20 protein-coding genes are annotated in these 17,252 nt (G+C 48.1%); 6 read left to right on the forward strand and 14 right to left on the reverse strand.

The features are described 5' to 3' along the window. Positions 1–299 precede the first annotated feature (299 nt). The 5 genes from AVZ68_RS08855 to AVZ68_RS08880 form a co-directional block, all read right to left on the reverse strand. Positions 300–839 carry a YwhD family protein gene (locus tag AVZ68_RS08855; RefSeq protein WP_059104179.1) on the reverse strand — a complete coding sequence of 180 codons (540 nt, stop codon included), beginning with the start codon at positions 837–839 and terminating at the stop codon, positions 300–302. Positions 840–1,119: 280 nt separating this feature from the next. Continuing rightward, on the reverse strand, positions 1,120–1,311 hold the full coding sequence (locus AVZ68_RS08860; protein WP_157404613.1) for a hypothetical protein: 192 nt from the start codon (positions 1,309–1,311) through the stop codon (positions 1,120–1,122). A 424-nt stretch (positions 1,312–1,735) separates the two neighbouring features. Beyond that, complete coding sequence (locus tag AVZ68_RS08870; RefSeq protein ID WP_059104182.1) at positions 1,736–2,251, reverse strand: YwgA family protein; 516 nt, start codon at positions 2,249–2,251, stop codon at positions 1,736–1,738. Positions 2,252–2,264: 13 nt separating this feature from the next. Continuing rightward, positions 2,265–3,560 carry an HD domain-containing protein gene (locus AVZ68_RS08875; RefSeq protein WP_059104183.1) on the reverse strand — a complete coding sequence of 432 codons (1,296 nt, stop codon included), beginning with the start codon at positions 3,558–3,560 and terminating at the stop codon, positions 2,265–2,267. 103 nt (positions 3,561–3,663) lie between these two features. After that, positions 3,664–4,899 (reverse strand): dicarboxylate/amino acid:cation symporter, encoded by a 1,236-nt coding sequence (locus AVZ68_RS08880; RefSeq protein WP_059104184.1) that lies wholly within the window; start codon positions 4,897–4,899, stop codon positions 3,664–3,666. A 233-nt stretch (positions 4,900–5,132) separates the two neighbouring features. On the opposite strand from AVZ68_RS08880, the gene AVZ68_RS08885 reads away from it, so the two are divergent. Beyond that, the gene (locus AVZ68_RS08885; RefSeq protein WP_059104250.1) at positions 5,133–5,957 is read left to right on the forward strand and encodes a lipoate--protein ligase family protein; all 825 of its coding nucleotides are present in this window, start codon (positions 5,133–5,135) and stop codon (positions 5,955–5,957) included. Between the two features lie 220 nt (positions 5,958–6,177). Here AVZ68_RS08885 and pta read toward each other — a convergent pair whose 3' ends face one another. Further along, positions 6,178–7,167: a phosphate acetyltransferase gene (gene pta, locus AVZ68_RS08890; protein WP_059104185.1), complete on the reverse strand. Its 990-nt coding sequence runs from the start codon at positions 7,165–7,167 to the stop codon at positions 6,178–6,180. A gap of 188 nt (positions 7,168–7,355) precedes the next feature. Here pta and AVZ68_RS08895 point away from each other — a divergent pair, with 188 nt between their 5' ends. Together AVZ68_RS08895 and hemQ are read left to right on the forward strand one after the other, a co-directional pair. Continuing rightward, a complete protein-coding gene (locus tag AVZ68_RS08895) occupies positions 7,356–8,105 on the forward strand; it encodes an enoyl-CoA hydratase/isomerase family protein (protein WP_059104186.1) in 750 nt (249 codons plus the stop codon). Between the two features lie 72 nt (positions 8,106–8,177). Further along, positions 8,178–8,927, forward strand: coding sequence for a hydrogen peroxide-dependent heme synthase (gene hemQ, locus AVZ68_RS08900; RefSeq protein ID WP_059104187.1), 750 nt, complete (start codon positions 8,178–8,180; stop codon positions 8,925–8,927). Between the two features lie 289 nt (positions 8,928–9,216). Here the strand turns inward: hemQ and yidC are convergent, their stop codons facing one another. The 7 genes from yidC to AVZ68_RS08935 form a co-directional block, all read right to left on the reverse strand. Then, positions 9,217–10,017 carry a membrane protein insertase YidC gene (yidC, locus tag AVZ68_RS08905; protein WP_059104188.1) on the reverse strand — a complete coding sequence of 267 codons (801 nt, stop codon included), beginning with the start codon at positions 10,015–10,017 and terminating at the stop codon, positions 9,217–9,219. 42 nt (positions 10,018–10,059) lie between these two features. Then, complete coding sequence (locus AVZ68_RS08910; protein WP_059104189.1) at positions 10,060–10,320, reverse strand: hypothetical protein; 261 nt, start codon at positions 10,318–10,320, stop codon at positions 10,060–10,062. An 81-nt stretch (positions 10,321–10,401) separates the two neighbouring features. Beyond that, entirely contained in the window at positions 10,402–11,658 is a 1,257-nt protein-coding gene (locus AVZ68_RS08915; RefSeq protein WP_059104190.1) for an ABC transporter permease, read from the reverse strand. Continuing rightward, a complete protein-coding gene (locus AVZ68_RS08920; protein WP_059104191.1) occupies positions 11,651–12,553 on the reverse strand; it encodes an ABC transporter ATP-binding protein in 903 nt (300 codons plus the stop codon). Before AVZ68_RS08920 ends, AVZ68_RS08915 begins: the two co-directional genes overlap by 8 nt. After that, positions 12,550–13,428: an ATP-binding cassette domain-containing protein gene (locus AVZ68_RS08925; protein ID WP_059104192.1), complete on the reverse strand. Its 879-nt coding sequence runs from the start codon at positions 13,426–13,428 to the stop codon at positions 12,550–12,552. The genes AVZ68_RS08920 and AVZ68_RS08925 overlap by 4 nt, the downstream gene beginning before the upstream one ends. Next, positions 13,421–13,819 carry a GntR family transcriptional regulator gene (locus AVZ68_RS08930; RefSeq protein WP_059104193.1) on the reverse strand — a complete coding sequence of 133 codons (399 nt, stop codon included), beginning with the start codon at positions 13,817–13,819 and terminating at the stop codon, positions 13,421–13,423. The genes AVZ68_RS08925 and AVZ68_RS08930 overlap by 8 nt, the downstream gene beginning before the upstream one ends. Before the next feature lie 154 nt (positions 13,820–13,973). Further along, the gene (locus tag AVZ68_RS08935; RefSeq protein WP_059104194.1) at positions 13,974–14,708 is read right to left on the reverse strand and encodes a hypothetical protein; all 735 of its coding nucleotides are present in this window, start codon (positions 14,706–14,708) and stop codon (positions 13,974–13,976) included. Between the two features lie 231 nt (positions 14,709–14,939). Between AVZ68_RS08935 and AVZ68_RS08940 the strand changes: the two genes are divergently transcribed. Continuing rightward, positions 14,940–15,371 carry a cell wall hydrolase gene (locus tag AVZ68_RS08940; RefSeq protein ID WP_059104195.1) on the forward strand — a complete coding sequence of 144 codons (432 nt, stop codon included), beginning with the start codon at positions 14,940–14,942 and terminating at the stop codon, positions 15,369–15,371. 32 nt (positions 15,372–15,403) lie between these two features. After that, positions 15,404–15,922, forward strand: a complete 519-nt coding sequence (gerQ, locus tag AVZ68_RS08945; RefSeq protein ID WP_059104196.1) for a spore coat protein GerQ — start codon at positions 15,404–15,406, stop codon at positions 15,920–15,922. A gap of 117 nt (positions 15,923–16,039) precedes the next feature. On the opposite strand, the gene AVZ68_RS08950 is transcribed toward gerQ, so the two are convergent. After that, complete coding sequence (locus AVZ68_RS08950) at positions 16,040–16,414, reverse strand: DUF423 domain-containing protein (RefSeq protein WP_059104197.1); 375 nt, start codon at positions 16,412–16,414, stop codon at positions 16,040–16,042. A 213-nt stretch (positions 16,415–16,627) separates the two neighbouring features. On the opposite strand from AVZ68_RS08950, the gene AVZ68_RS08955 reads away from it, so the two are divergent. Continuing rightward, complete coding sequence (locus AVZ68_RS08955; RefSeq protein ID WP_059104198.1) at positions 16,628–17,242, forward strand: GNAT family N-acetyltransferase; 615 nt, start codon at positions 16,628–16,630, stop codon at positions 17,240–17,242. Positions 17,243–17,252 lie beyond the last annotated feature (10 nt).

A 17,252-nucleotide genomic window follows, 5' to 3' on the forward strand; every position in this document is an offset into this window, starting at 1 on the left:
TGCAGGCCTGAAAAATCTTGAGCTTCTGCCCGCCGGAGCTAGACATCTCGAAAAGCGCAGGCGGGTGGCTTAGAAGCGAGGATTTTGGAAGGCCTGGACTAGAAATCACGGGTTTGGATTTCGGTGCAGGCCTGAAAAATCTTGAGCTTCTGCCCGCCGGAGCTAGACATGAAAGCAGGCGAGAGGGGATCCTCTCGCCTGCTTTCGTGTCCTAGTACTTTTGTGTACTTACCTCAAGTTTACTCGTTAACGCCCCCAAGAACAAGACGAGGGCTTTTTTGTTCATGATTTGTTCATAATTACTTGCTAAGGCCTTCATGCAGCTCTGCATCGGAATGATTCCACATCTCTTCGTTATGTCCCTTTAAATAGTCAGCAAGCACTTTTCGCGACTCCTTATCCATATGATCCACAAGGATTTTTCCCTTCAGCGACTTATCCATATGGTTCACGTGCTCAGGCAGGCTTTTGTAGCCGCGCTTCGCTGATTTATTCACGGTCATGTAACATCCAGTGATGCCGCTATAATAAGGTTTCTGCTTTTTAGTTCCAATCGTCACCCAAACAAGCCAATACGGCTTCATTCCATCTGTGGGCACTTCGGTTTCATCAGAAACGAACTTCACCCGTTTTTCCACTTGTGAACGCGCATGAAGAGCGCCCATATCCACGAAAGCTTCCTGCTCGTTTACGTCAATGAACAACGGTGTAACGTTATCCAGGTTCATGGTCCCCGCTCCGTACCCTCCGTGCCCATCTGTTGAATCGTTGCTTAGTATCGTAAAATTCGCTGATTTCTTCGTCTGCTTTTTAAGATTCTTGTTATTGAGCAAATCCACGTCTATCTCTCCTCTCGTTCAAAATCTGTATCGCTAGTGTATCACATTCGCACTCGTTCATCAGCTACACCAACTTTACAAGGACTACTGGCAACACAGCAAATGAGCCCCCATCAAGCTGAAAGGCCATACAGACAAGCAAAAGAAAGTGCCCCTACTCCACCGGTGTCTCTGCTAAGCGAGGTTTCACTCGTCACTTATGAGTGCAGGTCACGAACTTTGCGGTCGGTGGAAAGCGACACGAAACGGGCAAAAACGGCTTAGGAGCATGGCGAATTGCTCATAAGCCGTTTTTCTTATGCATATATTCTTGCTGCTTTTTTTGGCGCCTTATCAGCAGCGTTGTGACGGACCAAACGACTAATACAGCTGTAAGAACACTGATTCCGATCGCCGGGCGGAGAAGTAAGAGAATGAGCAATAACGGCAGTCCAGCTGCAAACAAACATAGAAGCAGCACGTAGCTGACCACGAATGAGACCCACCCTTCTTTTTTACAGAACACCCTCCCAACTTTTGTTCTACTGGGGGAGGCACTGTTTGTCTTCTCTTCTAATTGTATGGAGAAGATGGCAGAAACGATACGAAAATGGTGTAAAAAAACATGTAATAATGCAAAGGACCTCCCTTTTAGCGCAAACCGAAAAGCGCAGGCGGGTTGCTCAGGAGCGAGAATTTTGGAGACCCGATAAAAGAAATCCCGCCTTTGGATTTCGTTATCGGGACGAAAAATCTCGACGCTTCTACCCGCCGGAGCTAGAAAATACCGAAAAGCGCAGGCGGGTTGCTAGGAGCGAGAATTTTGGAGACCCGATAAAAGAAATCCCGCCTTTGGATTTCGTTATCGGGACGAAAAATCTCGACGCTTCTACCCGCCGGAGCTAGACAAAAGAGCCTCAGTGCATCAGGCTCTTTGGTACAGCAATAAGATTACGAATATATGTAGTGGCCTCAGCAAAATCCGCTTCTGTATAATTTTGCTTCCGTTTCAGTTTCTGTATTCTTTCTTTGCGCTCCGTTTCTTCCGTTTCCGAGAAATAGAGCATCGTCGAGACCAACTCCAAAAAGCGGGCGCTTTGCTCGTTAAGGCTTTCGGCCAGCTGGGGGAAAAGCGGCATGTCCAATCCATACATCTCTAGGAAGGTCCGCCCTTCCTCCGAAAGCTGATAGCGGTACTGAGAATAATGGCCTTTGTCCTCGGTCATTTCTTCAACAAACCCGAGATTACATAGTTCTTCCATTCGAACGGTAAGCTCGTCCGAATACGGGCCAAAGCGATGAAAGTGGTAGCGTTCAGAAAAAGGAATGCCGGCCTTCTTCGCGATATAGACCATCTTCTGTAACTTCTTTCGACCAACAACTTCCCCCGTCATTGAAAATAAGGCCATTAACTTCATATGTTCCGTTAACACCTTGCCAACCCCCTTACTGTTTATGCAAAATCTCTTGAATTCGGTGCTTTGTTTTCGCTTCTCCGTTCGATTCGAGCAACATGTCCTCCGGATAGTACAACTTATGATCGGTTCGCTTTTTCCCTGAAATGGCTTCAACGACATCCGATTGCTGGGAGAGTTCCTTTAGTTCCCCATTTGGCATGAGCAAATGGATCGGCAGGCGTTCCTCTTCCCCAGGACGGTACACATCATACGGCAAGTCAGACGACGAATCCATCACAAGATAATAAGCGGGATCCAATCCTGCTTCTGCAAACAGCTGCTTAAGCTCTAGCCAATCATTCATACGCTGCTTTGGGTGAAATTCAACAAATTTAAACAAACGTCTATTTAGAAATCGTACACAAAGATCACGTAAAATGCGATCGTTCTCTTCCTGCCAAATTTGAAAGTAATAGTGCACAATCGACTCATCTAGCCGCAAATAGTCCCTCAAGGTCCGTTTTTCATTAAAAAAGGGATAAAAATGATTGGGCGGTTGTTTAAACGTATAGCCGCTTTGCTTGAGCTCCTTCACTCGATGAAAAATTTTGCTCAAAACCACTTCAGAGCTACGCGTCACCGGGTGAAAATAGACTTGCCAATACATTTGGTAGCGACTCATAATGTAGTCTTCAACCGCATGCATACCGCTTTGTTTGACCACCATTTGTTCACTCGTCGGCCGCATCACCCGCATAATTCGCTCCATATCAAATTGGCCGTAGCTGACACCCGTGTAATACGCATCTCGCAACAAGTAATCCATGCGATCCGCATCGATTTGGCTGGAGATCATGCTTGAGACGAGCTTGTTTGTGGTCGTTTTCTCAATCACATCGGCCACAGCCCTTGGAAATGTTTCATCGACTTGTCTAAGCACGCTGTTAACCTCTGTATTGCCAAGAATGATGGCCCGCGTCCACTCCTCATGATCCGTTTGAAAGACTTTCTCAAAAGAATGAGAGAAAGGACCATGGCCGACATCGTGAAGAAGCGCTGCTGAAAGAGCCAGCAGCCGGTCGTCTTCGTTCCAATAAGAACGACCTTTGAAGTTCTCTGTCATTCGTCGCGTGATTTCATACACGCCAAGGGAGTGGTTAAACCGTGAGTGCTCAGCCCCGTGAAAAGTCACATAGGTCGTTCCGAGTTGCCGGATCCGCCGCAAGCGCTGAAATTCACTCGTTCCGATCAAATCCCAAATGAGCTGGTCGCGCACATGAATGTAGCGGTGCACCGGGTCTTTAAACACTTTCTCTTCATGCAGTTTCGCAAACGCTCGAATCACGTGACCTCCCCTTTCGTCCGTTTCTCTATATTTCCATTATAAGCCTAAGTGGACAACCCACGCAAAAAGGAACTGGCGTTTGCCAGCCCCTTCCCTTCTTTTCCTATGCGGACTCATGTATTGCTCCTCTTTTCTTTTCACCGCGATCGACAATCGCCGCACACACTGCGTCTCCGGTGATATTCACCGACGTGCGAAGCATATCTAAGAGGCGGTCGACTCCGATAACAAGAGCAATGCCTTCCGTAGGCAGGCCGACCTGTGTGAGTACCATCGCGAGCATAATCATGCCTACACCCGGAACTCCTGCTGTCCCAATGCTTGCGAGTGTTGCTGTGAGTACAATGACAACCATCGCCGAAAGGGAGAGGTTCTCGCCATAGACTTGCGCAATGAAGACCGTAGCGACCGCCTGCATCACCCCTGTTCCATCCATATTGATGGTGGCGCCAAGTGGCTGAACGAACCCTGAAACGGCTTTTGACACGCCCAAGTTTTCTTGAGCCGATTTCATTGAAAGCGGTAGGGTGCCATTGCTACTGGATAGACTAAAGGCCATTGCCATTGCCGGATAAAACCCTTTGAAGAACGTTAGCGGGTTCATCCTACCAAGGAAGTAGAGCAACAAGCTGTAGACAAGAAGACACTGAATCACAAGAACTCCAACAACCGTCAGCATGTAAGCGGCTAATGAACCTACCGCTTCCAATCCCGCAGAACCCAGGGCAGAAGCAATCAATGCAAACGCACCCAACGGAGCGACGTACATCACAATCGTCACAAGCTTCATCATGATTTCATTGCCCTGACTAAAGAGCGATTTGACACCGCTGACCTTCTCGCCTAGGAGAGCCATCGCCAGACCGATAAAAATCGCAAATGCAATAATTTGTAGCATCTCTCCGGATGACATCGCCGCTATGGGATTATCAGGAATAATATTCACGAGCGTTTCCATGATTGGAGGAGCTTCCGCCACCTCATAATCCTCAGCGACCTCTTCACTTAGTAAACCTGGACTTCCGGGTTGTACAAGTAAGCCGGCTCCGAGGGCAATGGATAGTGAGATTGCTGATGTTGCCATAAAAAACAGAATCGTTTTTCCGCCCATGCGTCCTAGCTTTTTCGGATCCCCTAAATCAGCGACTCCAACGGAAATGGAGAAGAAAACGAGCGGAACAACGAGCATCATAATTAAACTTAAGAAAATGTCTCCAACTGGAGTAAAGACATACATATCTACTATGCCAAACGCTTCCGGAGCCAATAAATTCATGCCAAGCCCGACAAATACCCCTAAAACTAAGGCAATTAAAATCCACTTAGTAAGCTTATTCATAAATCCCCCTCCTCAAAAAAATGGTAAAAGCAACTCACCCGGAATTTATGTTTTTTAAAAACAGTCTTTACATTTTAATAAATGATAGAAACTATGCTCACTTCGGGTGTTTCATGCTATTACTTTGATAAAATAACTTTTCAAAGTATACCTTTTGTTAGAAACGGACGCAACAATTATTTTCTCATTCCGTGCTATACTAAGGAGAATGTTAGTTGAAGGAGAACTTTTCGATGAAACACACTACGATGGCAACGCTGCCGACGACGTGGCGCTTTATGGACGATACAGACGAGAAAAAAAGCAGTGCCCTACGCTCCTTTGCTACTGACGATACGCTATGCCAGTTAGCCGGCTCAAAAGGACATGTCAGTTTACGGGCCTGGGTCCATGATTCGACCATCGTCCTCGGGACGCAAGACAGCCGCCTACCCTTTGTTCATCAAGGCATTGATCTTCTCAAGGGCAAGGGCTATCGCAGCGTCGTCCGTAATTCTGGGGGGCTAGCGGTTTTATTAGATCAAGGGGTCCTTAACTTGTCGCTCGTGTTTCCTGGTGATAAATCGTGGACAATTGATGGCGGTTATGAGTTAATGAGCGGTCTCATTCAGAAAATGTTTCCACTGCAGACAATTGAAGCGCGTGAAATTGTGGGTTCTTACTGTCCCGGGAAATATGATTTAAGCATCGATGGAAAAAAGTTTGCTGGCATCTCCCAGCGCCGTGTTCGTGGGGGAATTGCTGTGCAGATTTATTTATGCGTGACAGGCACCGGAAGCGATAGAGCTGAAACCGTACGCCAGTTTTACGAAGAGGCTGTTCAGACCGAAGAAACTCGGTTTGAATATCCGCAAATCAGACCCGAGGTGATGGCCTCGCTGAGTGAGTTGACAGCTGGCGCCCTGAGCGTCAACGATGTAGTAGAAAAAGCATGTACCGTACTTGAGAAGGAAGGACTTGCGTTGATTCCTTCAGCGTTTACCTTAGAAGAAGAGCAGCTATACAGCACCCAGCTTGAACGCGTGACGGAGCGGCATCATCGTTGTTTGAACAGATGAACCGAAAAGCGCAGGCGGGTCGCCCAGAAGCGAGGATTTTGGAAGGCCTGACCTAGAAATCCCGATCTTGGATTTCAGGGCAGGACTGAAAATCCCGAGCTTCTACGCCGGAGCTAGACACGAAAAGCGCAGGCGGGTTGGTCAGGAGCGAAAAATCTCGACGCTCCTACCCGCCAAAAAAAGGACGGCTTCCGCTAACCACAGAAGCCGTCCTTTCCCATTACACTCCAACCCTCTGATCAATCGCCTGCATTGCAGTAATTAAACAAAGTTTGTACACATCATCAACGTTACAGCCGCGGGAAAGATCATTGACCGGCTTGTTCAATCCTTGCAAGATCGGTCCAATCGCGTCATAGCCACCGAGACGCTGTGCGATTTTGTAGCCGAGGTTTCCTGACTCGAGGCTTGGAAAAATAAAGACGTTCGCCGCTCCTTTAAGCACGGAATCCGGGGCTTTCTTTTGTGCAACGGCCGGCACAAACGCCGCGTCAAACTGGAACTCTCCGTCAATCAGAAGATCCGGACGTGATTCCTGCGCGATCTTCGTCGCTGCTGAGACCTTCTTCGTTTCTTGTGATGACGCTGAACCAAGCGTCGAGAAACTGAGCATCGCCACTTTCGGATCAATGCCGAACAGCTTGGCCGTGTCCGCGGTAGCGGTGGCAATTTCGGCTAGTTCTTCTTCATTTGGGGAGATGTTAATCGCGCAGTCTCCAAAGACAAATTTTTTGTCTTCTTTGACCATGACAAAAACACCGGATGTGCGCTTGATACCCGGCTGCGTTTTAATGATTTGCAAAGCTGGTCGAACGGTATCGCCTGTTGAATGAGCAGCACCACTCACAAGACCGTCCGCTTTTTCCATATACACAAGCATGGTTCCGAAGTAGTTGACGTTCTTCAAAAGCTCGCGTGCGGATTCTTCGGTTTCTTTGCCTTTCCTACGTGTCACGAGCGCCTCTACCATCGCATCTAGATGCTCATACGTCGCTGGGTCATATATCGTTACTTCATCTATACGTAAATCGTGCTCTGTAGCAACCGCATTGATGTCCGTTTTCTTTCCAATCACAATTGGCGTAACAACTTTATCTTCTGCCAGGCGAACGGCTGCTTTTAAAACGCGCTCATCCGTTCCTTCAGGCAAGACAATTTTCGGCTGGTGTCCACCTACATGTTGCTTGATTTCAGCAAACAAATCGCCCAAGTTGAGGACCTCCTTCAAAGATTTCTTCCTTCTATAATAGGATACCCCGCTTTGCTTGAAAAGGAAACCAACTTACAGAAAGAATCAATTTTAAAAATTGACATTTAGATTACGCTTTCAGCTAACTGGGAGGATTCCTGCTGATTTATCGCGAAAAGTGGTGGTATAACAAAGGAGGAGACACGTTCATGAACGAAGCACTTGTCACGCTACATGTAGAAAATCAAATCGCAACAATTGCCTTAAACCGACCCGAGGTGAAAAATGCGCTCAACGATGCCACACACGAGCAGCTGTACAACGCCTTCGAGGAAGCAAGTGAAAATAATGAGGTCCGAGTGATCGTGCTAACAGGGAGTGGTGATTCGTTCTGCTCTGGTGCCGATTTAACATCCATTGATCCTAGCGATATGGAATCGTTTAACTACGGGCGAGCATTAAGGGAAACCTACAACCGCTTGATTACACGTATGGTTAGCATTGGAAAACCGATTATTGCGTACGTAAATGGCATTGCCTTTGGCGCTGGTCTAAGCATTGCTCTTGCCTGCGATTACAGAATTGCGGCCCCGCATGCGCGCGTTGGCCTAGGGTTCTTAAATATTGGCCTTGTTCCAGATGCAGGAGCCTCTTATTTCCTGCCGCGAATTGTCGGTTATCCCAAAGCGCTCGAACTTCCACTTAAAGGAATCATTACCGCTGAGGAAGCACAGGAGCTTGGTTTGATCACGGCCATTGGAGAGCTTGACCTCTGGCTTGACAAAACAAAGGCCCTCCCCCGCGACGCGTTCCGTTTGATGAAACAGAACTTCCGTGAAAGTTTTGATCATCACCTTGCAGAACTTTTGGAAATGGAAGTCACGGCACAGCGAGCAGCAAGTGAATCAGCGGATCATCGCGTGGCGCTTGAACAATTTGTGAACAAAAGCGTTCGCTAAACCGACTCTGGTGAATATCGATGTTTGCTTGTGATATAGTAAGGTGAGATTGCATAACGGGAGGCTATGAATATGAACGAAGCAGCAAAGACGCTCGATGGCTGGTACGTGCTTCACGATTTTCGCCTAATTGATTGGGCCTCATGGAAACAAGTTCCAACAGAGAAACGCCAGCAGATGCTCTCTGAGTTCCAAACGATGATTAGCAAATGGGAAGAGACCGAGAAACAGGGAGGAGGCAGTCATGCGCTCTACTCGATCGTCGGTCAAAAAGCAGATTTGATGATCATGCTTCTTCGCCCGACGATGGAAGAGTTGAATGAAATTGAGAACGCCTTTAACAAATCCGGACTCGCTGCCTACACAGTTCCCGCTTACTCTTATGTGTCTGTCGTTGAATTGAGCAATTACTTGGCCGGCGAGTCAAACGAGGACCCTTATCAGAATCCACATGTACGCGCCCGCCTCTATCCAGAACTGCCGCGCTGGAAGCACGTCTGCTTCTACCCGATGGACAAGCGCCGCGACGGCGACGACAACTGGTACATGCTGCCAATGGAGGCGCGTAAGGATCTCATGAAATCCCACAGCATGATCGGCCGCGGCTATGCCGGGCTTGTGAAGCAGGTTATCTCTGGTTCTATTGGTTTTGACGACTGGGAATGGGGCGTGACGCTTTTCTCGGATGACGTTCTTCAATTTAAGAAGCTCGTCTATGAAATGCGCTTTGATGAAGTATCCGCTCGCTACGGCGATTTCGGTTCGTTCTATGTAGGGAATATTTTAGAAGCTAGTAGGATTGAGGCCTATTTTTACGTGTGAGCGAAAGCGCCGCCTGAGGGTGGCGCTTTTTCCGTTCATTTTGGAGCTTTTTAGTGGATTACCTGCCGATCTCGCGATTTTACCTGCTGATTTGTGAATTTTACCGGCCGATTTCGAAAAACTACCGGCAACCTCCTCTGAATACCTGCCAATTCACTGGTTTACCTGCTTTTCCATTCCACTTACCTTCCTCCTCCCTCCATTTACCTGCTTCATTGAAGCCCGCTCCAAGAGAAGCATCACAAAAAACCGCCAGAAGAGCTCACTGCCCCTCTGACGGTTTGTCCTCTTATGCTTCTGATTTTTCCAAGTCTTTCTTCGTGATGTTCGGTCGCACAACGATAAAGTACGTTTGCACAATCATAAAGACATTCCCGATCACCCAGTATAGAGCAAGGGCTGACGGGAGATTGAAACCAGCGACGATAATCATGACTGGCATAATCCAAAGCATGATGTTCATCGGATTTGGCATATCCTCGCCCAGTGGATTGCTTTGCGGCATTTGGCTCATCGACATTTTAAATTGGATGAACGTCGTAATACCGGCAATAACTGGTAAAATATAATCGGTTTGTGCAAGATTAAACCATAAGAACACACTTGCTTCTCCGCCCGCTCGAATCTCTTCCATACGCATAATCGCAAAATAAAGGGCCATCACGATCGGAATCTGTACAAGTGCTGGCAAACACCCCGCTGCCGGGTTCACTCCATGCTTTTGATAAAGCGAAAGCATTTCACGCTGCACTTCCTGCTGCTTTTCAGGGGTGCCTTTCGCCTTTTTCATGCGCTCCTGAATTTCCTGCATCTCCGGCCGCAGCACCTGCATCGCCCGTGTGCTCTTCTGTGATTTAAGCGCTAAAGGAAAGATCAGAAAACGAATCAATAACGTAACGATGATAATTCCCCAACCGTAATGTCCCCCTGTTAAATCCGTGGCCGTTTGAATCAACCAAGCCATTGGATAAACAAAGAATGAATCCCAGAACCCTTCCGATTCCGATGTAATGGGTTCGTCAAGACCACAGGCCGATAGCACCACGGTCATCACTACTAAACTTAGCCATAAAAACGTCTTTTTCCGCATACCTACTATCCTTCCTCCTTTATTGTCAGTGCTTTGCGTGCTCTAGACAACAAGGAGCGGATCATCGTCATCTTGAGAAACTTTATCGCGGAAATACGGAATCTTCGGTCGTACTCGTATCGATAAAGGGCGAATGAGTGGTGAGTTCACGCGGTTGGCCTCGTCTGTATCGAGGACGGCCCTTCGCACTTGCACTCGCAAGCGATGGGTCTGAATGGTTTCTAGCGTCAGAACCGTCAGAACAGGAACCATTAGCGCCACACATGCCCACAGAAAAGGCAACTCAAACAACAAATCAAGCACACTCATTCGCCTCCTCTCTATCACAAAGTATTTCTATCTTATCACACAAGAGGAGGTGGGACAAACCCATTTCGTATGCGTTTATTTCTCTTTTTTCGACATCGTTAGTGCCTGCTTGATGCCATTTTTGAAGGAGAATTTGCCGTACATGAGCACGCCTCCTTTGTAAATGCGTGCAGCAAGAACGTTGATCAAAACCGCGCTCAAGATAAGGATGAGGCTAATTAACAGGACCTCCCATGTAGGAACCGTCCCCATGCCGATGCGCAAAAACAGGAGTTGCGGAGTAAAAAACGGCACATAGGACAGCACCTGGATGAACAGCGAATCCGGGGTGTTCAGTCCGAAGAGGGCGATAAAAAACGCGATCATCGCCAAGAAAATCAGCGGCTGAATGGCCTGATTGACTTCTTCGGCACGACTGACAAGTGCGCCAAGCATCGCGGCAATGCCCCCATACACAAAGTAACCCAAAATGATAAAAAAGAGCGCATAGATCAACAAGCGAACATCCAGAACTTCCCCGAGAAGCGATTGAACGATATCATCGCCACTTAGAGTGGTGCCAATAAAAACAGCGCCTACAAGCACCGCTAAATTCAGCAGTCCCACGAGCCCAATTCCTACAAGCTTTCCAAGCATCTGAGTCACGGGGTTGACACTGGAGACAATCAGCTCCATCACACGCGACGATTTCTCTGTCGCTACCTCGGTCGCAATCATTGATCCAAGCGTAATGACAATAAGGTAAATCGCGAAAACAAGCACATACACCATCCAGTACGCCTGCATATGTGCTTCCTCTGTTTGCACCTCTTCTCCTTCACTTAAGGGCTGCTCGTTAAAGACAATCGGCGCATAAATTTGCGCAAGCTCTTCTTCATTTAAGTCAAGCTCATTGGTCACAACGGCCTCTTTGGCACGCTGAACGTCTTGGTTCACTTCTTCTGCGGTTTGAAAATCATCCCCGGTCCCATAGAATTCAGCTTCGAGCTGAGCCGCCTCTCCTCTCAGTGAGAGAACATATGTATACTCATTCGCTTCTGCTGCTTCCATCGCCTCATCAAGCGTTCCCTCTTCGTAGACGTCATACGTAAACGAGCCCTCTTCAAAGGCAGAGAGTAGCTCAGCTACCGCCGCTCCCCCACTCGTCTCCTCAACCACGGCCACCGTTTGTGCCTCTTCCGTCTCATCATCGCCGGAAAACGTAGACATAATGTTATTCATATTGATCAGTCCTACGACCAGCACCATCATAATGGCCGTGGACCACACAAAGGTTTTCGACTTAATCCTTCTCCCGGCCGTGTGCCCAACAATCGTCCAGAAATTATTCATCTCCATCCCCTCCTACCTTATCGATGAAAATCTCATGTAGGGACGGCTCATCGACTTCAAATTTCTGCACATATCCTTTTTCTGAGAGCGCCGCAAAGACGGCCTTGGCGACTTCGGCATCTTCCACTTGGAGAATCCCACCATCCTGTGTTTTTTGAAGCTCCGTCACACCGCTGATCGAACGAAGAAAATCCAACTCGTAATCGGCACGAACCTTGACACTTTTAATGCCGTACGATCGCTTAATCTCCTTCAAATTCCCCTGCAATACTGCCTTTCCGCGCTTGAGCATAATCAAATCTTCGCAGAGCGCTTCGACATTGGCCATCTCGTGACTAGAAAAAACAATGGTCGTTCCCTCTTGCTTCAGGCTTCGGACCGCTTCTTTCAACATATCTGAGTTCACAGGATCAAGGCCACTGAACGGTTCATCTAGAATAAGAAGCTCTGGTCTATGTAAGACGGCAGCGATGAATTGAATCTTCTGTTGATTCCCTTTTGAAAGCTCTTCAATCTTCTGGTTTTCATATTCAGGAACGCTGAAGCGTTCGAGCCACTCCCGCATCGCTGTAAGAATCTCATTTTTCCTCATTCCCTTTAAACGGCCAAGGTAGATCAGCTGGTCTTTAACGGTTAGTTTCGGATAAAGCCCCCGCTCCTCTGGGAGATAGCCAACCAAATGGGTGCGCTTATAAGACAAACGCTCCCCATTCCAGGTGACAGACCCGCCTGTAGGATCAAGCAAGCCTAAAATCATCCGAAAGGTCGTTGTTTTTCCTGCTCCATTTGCCCCGAGCATGCCAAACATTTCCCCTTTTTCAACGGTCAGCGTCACACCGTCCACGGCCTTGTGGTTCCCAAATTGCTTTTGCACTTCATTAATAACCAATGTCACTGGATCTCCACTCCTTTTCCTTCGCGTAGGAGCAAGCGTAAAATTTCAGAGAAACGAAGCCCTTGCTGCATCAAAACCGGAAGGGATTCTTTCTCTAGTGCTTGCTCTGTTGTCCATTTGTCTTCTGTTACTACTTCGCAGTGCCCTCCGCTTACTTGTACGTCCACAACGCCTGGAATGTTTCGGATTAGATTCGGTTTTCCCTTTGTCCACAGGCGTCCGTACCTTGCAAGCAACTCATCCTTTTCATATCGACCTGTAAGCGCACCACCATTCATACAGACCACGTAATCAGCGAACTCCCTCACTTCATCCGGGACATGCGTCGCAAAAAGCAGGGCACGGTCCGGATCTTCATCTAAATAGGAAACCCATTCTTCCCTTAGCAACTCTTGACCTTCAATATCCACGCCGGATAAGGCTTCATCCATAATCAACAACTTCGTTTTACGAGCAAGGGCGAGCGCCGCCAGGCCTTTTCGCTGCATCCCTACGGACAGCGAATCAAAACGCTTTTTCTGCGGAAGTTGAAACCGCTCAAGCAGCCGCACGAATTTTGCCTGGTCCCACTGCTCATAGCCAATTTGAGAAAGCTCTGCCAGCTGCTTTAGCGTAAACCGCTCATACCCAAGGCTCGTTTGCGGTACGTAGGCGACATGCTCCTTCCAGGCCTCTCCTTTGTAGGCATCGTTGAACCGGGAAATGTAACCTCCATCAGCAAAAACCATTCCTGTCAGCAAGCGGATTAGTGTACTCTTCCCAGCACCATTTGTCCCAACCAATGCGGTCACCGTTCCCGGCTCGATCTGGAATGTGAGCGGGCCGATGTGAATGCCTTGATCGACGGTTTTTGTGACTTCTCTCAGATCAATCATTGTTGTCTGCCTCCTTTAAAATCGCCTCGAACCACTTCAAAAGCTCTTCATTCGTGTACCGGTAGCCTTTTCCCACGCTCACCGCATGGTGTAAAGCCTTGGACACCGCCTCCCGCTTTTGCGTGTCCTGATCGACCGTATCGATCTCAGCAACAAACGTGCCTTTCCCTTGGATTGTCTTGATGTAGCCTTTCTGCTCCAGGTTCTGATAGGAACGGCGCGTCGTAATTACGCTGCACGAGAGCGAGGTGGCGAGCTTACGAATCGACGGCAGGGACGCACCCGCAGGCAGCTGTTCGCTAACAATCAGCGCCTTAATTTGCGATTCGATTTGGTCATAGATCGGCGTGCGGCTTGTTTCATCTACTTGAATTGGGAGTAAGCTAGGCATGGAGATCGACTCTTTTCATGCTGCGAGTCATTGGCCACATCCAGGAGAGAAGCCAAGCAATGTGCCCAAATGGTGTGTACGTAAATTCACAGAGACTAAGAGATAGCGTCTGCAAAAGCATTCCCTCCTTTCTAGATGGGGCAATTACCGACACTTAGACGTGATAGTCTGTACTCTTCATATAGCGGCGCATGTATTTTGCCCAAGCTAAAAGAATGAGCACGGTTAGCAAAAACACAACGAGCAGTGAGAGCACTGGCCACTCGGCGACACTCTCAAGCAGCCATTCAAAGATGAATAACCCAGTAAAGAACTTTAGGAGTAACGATCCTCCAACAAATCCGACGAATACCATTCCCCACCAAATCGTTATATAGGATTTCGTCATGCTAGCTCCCGGCTCTGCTGCAGCAATTCCACCTGCTAGACTTAGGGTTAAAAGAAGCCACACGAGTGAGAAGAAAAGATAGTTCGGAAAGACGGAGGCGAGGTGATCTTTTGGTAAAGAAAAATAAAGCGTCATGAGAAAGATACAGCAAGTCCCGAAGCTGAGAATAAGCGTCATCACAAGCCTGCTGATAATGATTGTTTGTGCATCTATAGGCATTTGCCTTAAAAGCACTTGCAAGGGCGCGACATAAAACCCGCTTTTTATCTCTCTAAGAAAGTAGGAGTACGGACGAAACAAATAAGCATTTACACTAATACCAACCACCAGTAAAGAATCAACAATTATCGTTGTCTGTTCTCTCTCAATCATTAAAGGAAGCAAAATTTGAGCAAAGACCCAACCCATCATTCCTGCCATTAGAACATTGCCTATGTAAAAATAAACTGGCGTATGTTTAAGTTCATAGAAGAGTAACTCCCTGCACTGCCCCCAGTTCATGTTCCTCACCATCCTTGTGCACCATAACTGTTAATATCTATATACACAGTAGCACACACTGTTTATAGCGGCAACCCTTTTTTAGAAATTTCTGTGGTCATATCTTCTGCCCCCTCCTCATACATTGAAAAAGGTTGAAAAGCCAGGAATTCGTCTGTCCTTTTACGCGTGAACATCAGGAGGGAATTGCCATGGAGAAGAGCGTCAGCAGTCTAAGACGGAGGTGGTTCAATGGCGGTCATTCAAGCTTCATCCAGTGACATTGACATGCTTGCCCGTTTAGTTCGGGCAGAGGCAGAAGGGGAAGGCGAGATCGGCATGTTGACCGCGGGGAACGTCATGGTCAATCGAGTACGCGTCGCATGTTCCGATTTTGAAAATATCAATACCATCCCCCGCATGGCCTTTCAATCGCCGGGTGGATTTGAGGCTGTACAAAAAGGCTATTTTTATCAGCGAGCACGCGAAAAAGAAAGGCGCCTTGCCCGACGCTTAGTCAACGGGGAACGAACGAACCCAGCCGAATATGCCCTTTGGTTTTTCAGACCAGAAGGCCCGTGTCCCCCCGATTGGTGGGGGCAGACAAATACAGGGCGTTATAAATCACACTGCTTCTATCAACCGATACAAGCTGAATGCAATGAAATCTTTAGCACGTACTAATTCTAGATTATAGGAAAAGGAGCGAGTCCATAATGTATCCAGAAGATTGGTATGATGAGGGCAGACAGCAGCAAGGCTATAACCAGCAAGGCTACCAGCAAATGCCTCAGCAACAAATGCAGCCCATGCAACAGCAAATGCCTCAGCAACAGATGCAGCAACAGCAGCCTCAAGGCTATTTTTCGTCGCAAAACTATCAAGTCCCTGGCTTTGCTCAGCAGCAAATGCCTCAGCAGATGCAAGGCGGTGGCAACGGTGGCATGTTGCCCATGGAGCAGTCCTATGTTGAGAATATCCTCCGCTTAAACCGTGGAAAAATGGTGACCGTCCACCAAACCTTCGAGTACAATCAAGAGTGGAATGCGAGGGTTTTTCGCGGGCGAATTGAGGAAGCAGGACGCGATCATTTAATTATTGGAAACTTAGAAACTGGAGAACATTATTTGCTATTGATGGTGAATCTTGATTTCATTACCTTTGATGAACCGATTACGTACGAATACCCCTTTGCTCAGGGCGGACCGAGCCTATCTCAATATCCTCCAAGGTAATATCGAGCAAACAGCCGGCAGAGGAATTTCTTTGCCGGTTTTCGTATGGTGTTCGTATATGTGCCATATACAAAGAAGCCGTCTCCCCCTCCCCGAAAGAGAGAAAAGACAAGCTTCTTAGAGCTGGCGAAGGGCTGCGATCCCGAGTAGCACCCAGCCAACGATAAAGGCCAGTCCGCCGATCGGCGTGATCGCGCCTAGCTTGGTCATTCCTGTTAATGCCATCACATACAGGCTTCCCGAGAAAAGAACGACTCCTGCTAAGAAAGCCCATCCTGATCCGCTTAACAGTCCTGTGCTTCCTACTCTCGTCATAAGCAGTCCGACAGCAAGGATACCGAGTCCATGGATCATGTGATACTGTACCCCCGTCTGGTAGTTCTCCATCATCCGCGTAGACAAGCGCCCTTCAAGGCCGTGAGCACCGAAGGCCCCGATGACCACCGACGCCGCCATAACGATCGAACCAATGAATAGAAACAATCGAGCCATTTGACAAACTCTCCTTTTGAAAACAAAATCCATTGCCCTCATCATAGCATACGCGCTCATAGAAAACGAAATCAGACTGGCTTGCGCACAGGACGTGTGCTATCGTTTGGCTAGGGAATTTATGTCCCAACCGACCTTCTAAGACACTGTGTTGGTGTCTACCTAGCCAGGAAGGACCTCTTCACATACGGGACAAACGAAACTGGAGGGATCATGATCAAACAAAGCACTGTTCGACTTTATAAAGAGGAAGACTATGAAGGACTGCTCGCCGTTCAAAAAGAAGCCTTTCCCCCTCCTTTTCCAGAAGACCTCTGGTGGAGCAGGGAGCATATCAAGGCGCATGTCGAGACCTTTCCTGAAGGCGCGCTTCTTGCTGAAATCGATGGAACCGTCGTAGGTTCAGCCACCTCCCTACTTCTAAAGCATTCGAGTGAACCCCACACCTGGGAAGAGGTCAGCGATGACGGCTATATCAAGGGCAGCCATGATCCTGACGGCGAGACGCTCTATGGAATCGACCTGTGCGTACGACCGACATACCGGAATTTCGGCATTGCTCATGACCTCTATGAGGCGCGAAAACAAACGGTTCGCGACCTCGGGCTCGCCCGCTTAGTCGCTGGCTGCCGCATTCCCGGCTACCATCACGTTGCCGATCGGCTCAGCCCTGAACAGTACGTGGACTCTGTGGTCGCCGGAATTCGCAAAGACCTTGTCCTCTCCTTTATGTTAAAGCAGGGGATGAAGCCAATCCTTGTTATGCCTGGCTATCTAGATGACGAAGAGTCCATGAACGTTGGTGTGTTGGTCGAGTGGACGCCTTAAATGCAGAGAA

Origin of the sequence: Shouchella shacheensis, assembly GCF_001484965.1 — a bacterium.
In the GTDB taxonomy this organism is placed as follows: domain Bacteria; phylum Bacillota; class Bacilli; order Bacillales; family Bacillaceae_D; genus Shouchella; species Shouchella shacheensis.

What these genes read in the sequence shown, in the direction of transcription:
- AVZ68_RS08880 (WP_059104184.1), bottom strand. Translation starts at nt 4,899, where the DNA reads ATGAATAAGCTTACTAAGTGGATTTTAATTGCCTTAGTTTTAGGGGTA.
- AVZ68_RS08885 (WP_059104250.1), top strand. Translation starts at nt 5,133, where the DNA reads ATGAAACACACTACGATGGCAACGCTGCCGACGACGTGGCGCTTTATG.
- AVZ68_RS08895 (WP_059104186.1), top strand. Translation starts at nt 7,356, where the DNA reads ATGAACGAAGCACTTGTCACGCTACATGTAGAAAATCAAATCGCAACA.
- hemQ (WP_059104187.1), top strand. Translation starts at nt 8,178, where the DNA reads ATGAACGAAGCAGCAAAGACGCTCGATGGCTGGTACGTGCTTCACGAT.
- yidC (WP_059104188.1), bottom strand. Translation starts at nt 10,017, where the DNA reads ATGCGGAAAAAGACGTTTTTATGGCTAAGTTTAGTAGTGATGACCGTG.
- AVZ68_RS08915 (WP_059104190.1), bottom strand. Translation starts at nt 11,658, where the DNA reads ATGAATAATTTCTGGACGATTGTTGGGCACACGGCCGGGAGAAGGATT.
- AVZ68_RS08925 (WP_059104192.1), bottom strand. Translation starts at nt 13,428, where the DNA reads ATGATTGATCTGAGAGAAGTCACAAAAACCGTCGATCAAGGCATTCAC.
- AVZ68_RS08930 (WP_059104193.1), bottom strand. Translation starts at nt 13,819, where the DNA reads ATGCCTAGCTTACTCCCAATTCAAGTAGATGAAACAAGCCGCACGCCG.
- AVZ68_RS08935 (WP_059104194.1), bottom strand. Translation starts at nt 14,708, where the DNA reads ATGAACTGGGGGCAGTGCAGGGAGTTACTCTTCTATGAACTTAAACAT.
- AVZ68_RS08940 (WP_059104195.1), top strand. Translation starts at nt 14,940, where the DNA reads ATGGCGGTCATTCAAGCTTCATCCAGTGACATTGACATGCTTGCCCGT.
- gerQ (WP_059104196.1), top strand. Translation starts at nt 15,404, where the DNA reads ATGTATCCAGAAGATTGGTATGATGAGGGCAGACAGCAGCAAGGCTAT.
- AVZ68_RS08950 (WP_059104197.1), bottom strand. Translation starts at nt 16,414, where the DNA reads ATGGCTCGATTGTTTCTATTCATTGGTTCGATCGTTATGGCGGCGTCG.
- AVZ68_RS08955 (WP_059104198.1), top strand. Translation starts at nt 16,628, where the DNA reads ATGATCAAACAAAGCACTGTTCGACTTTATAAAGAGGAAGACTATGAA.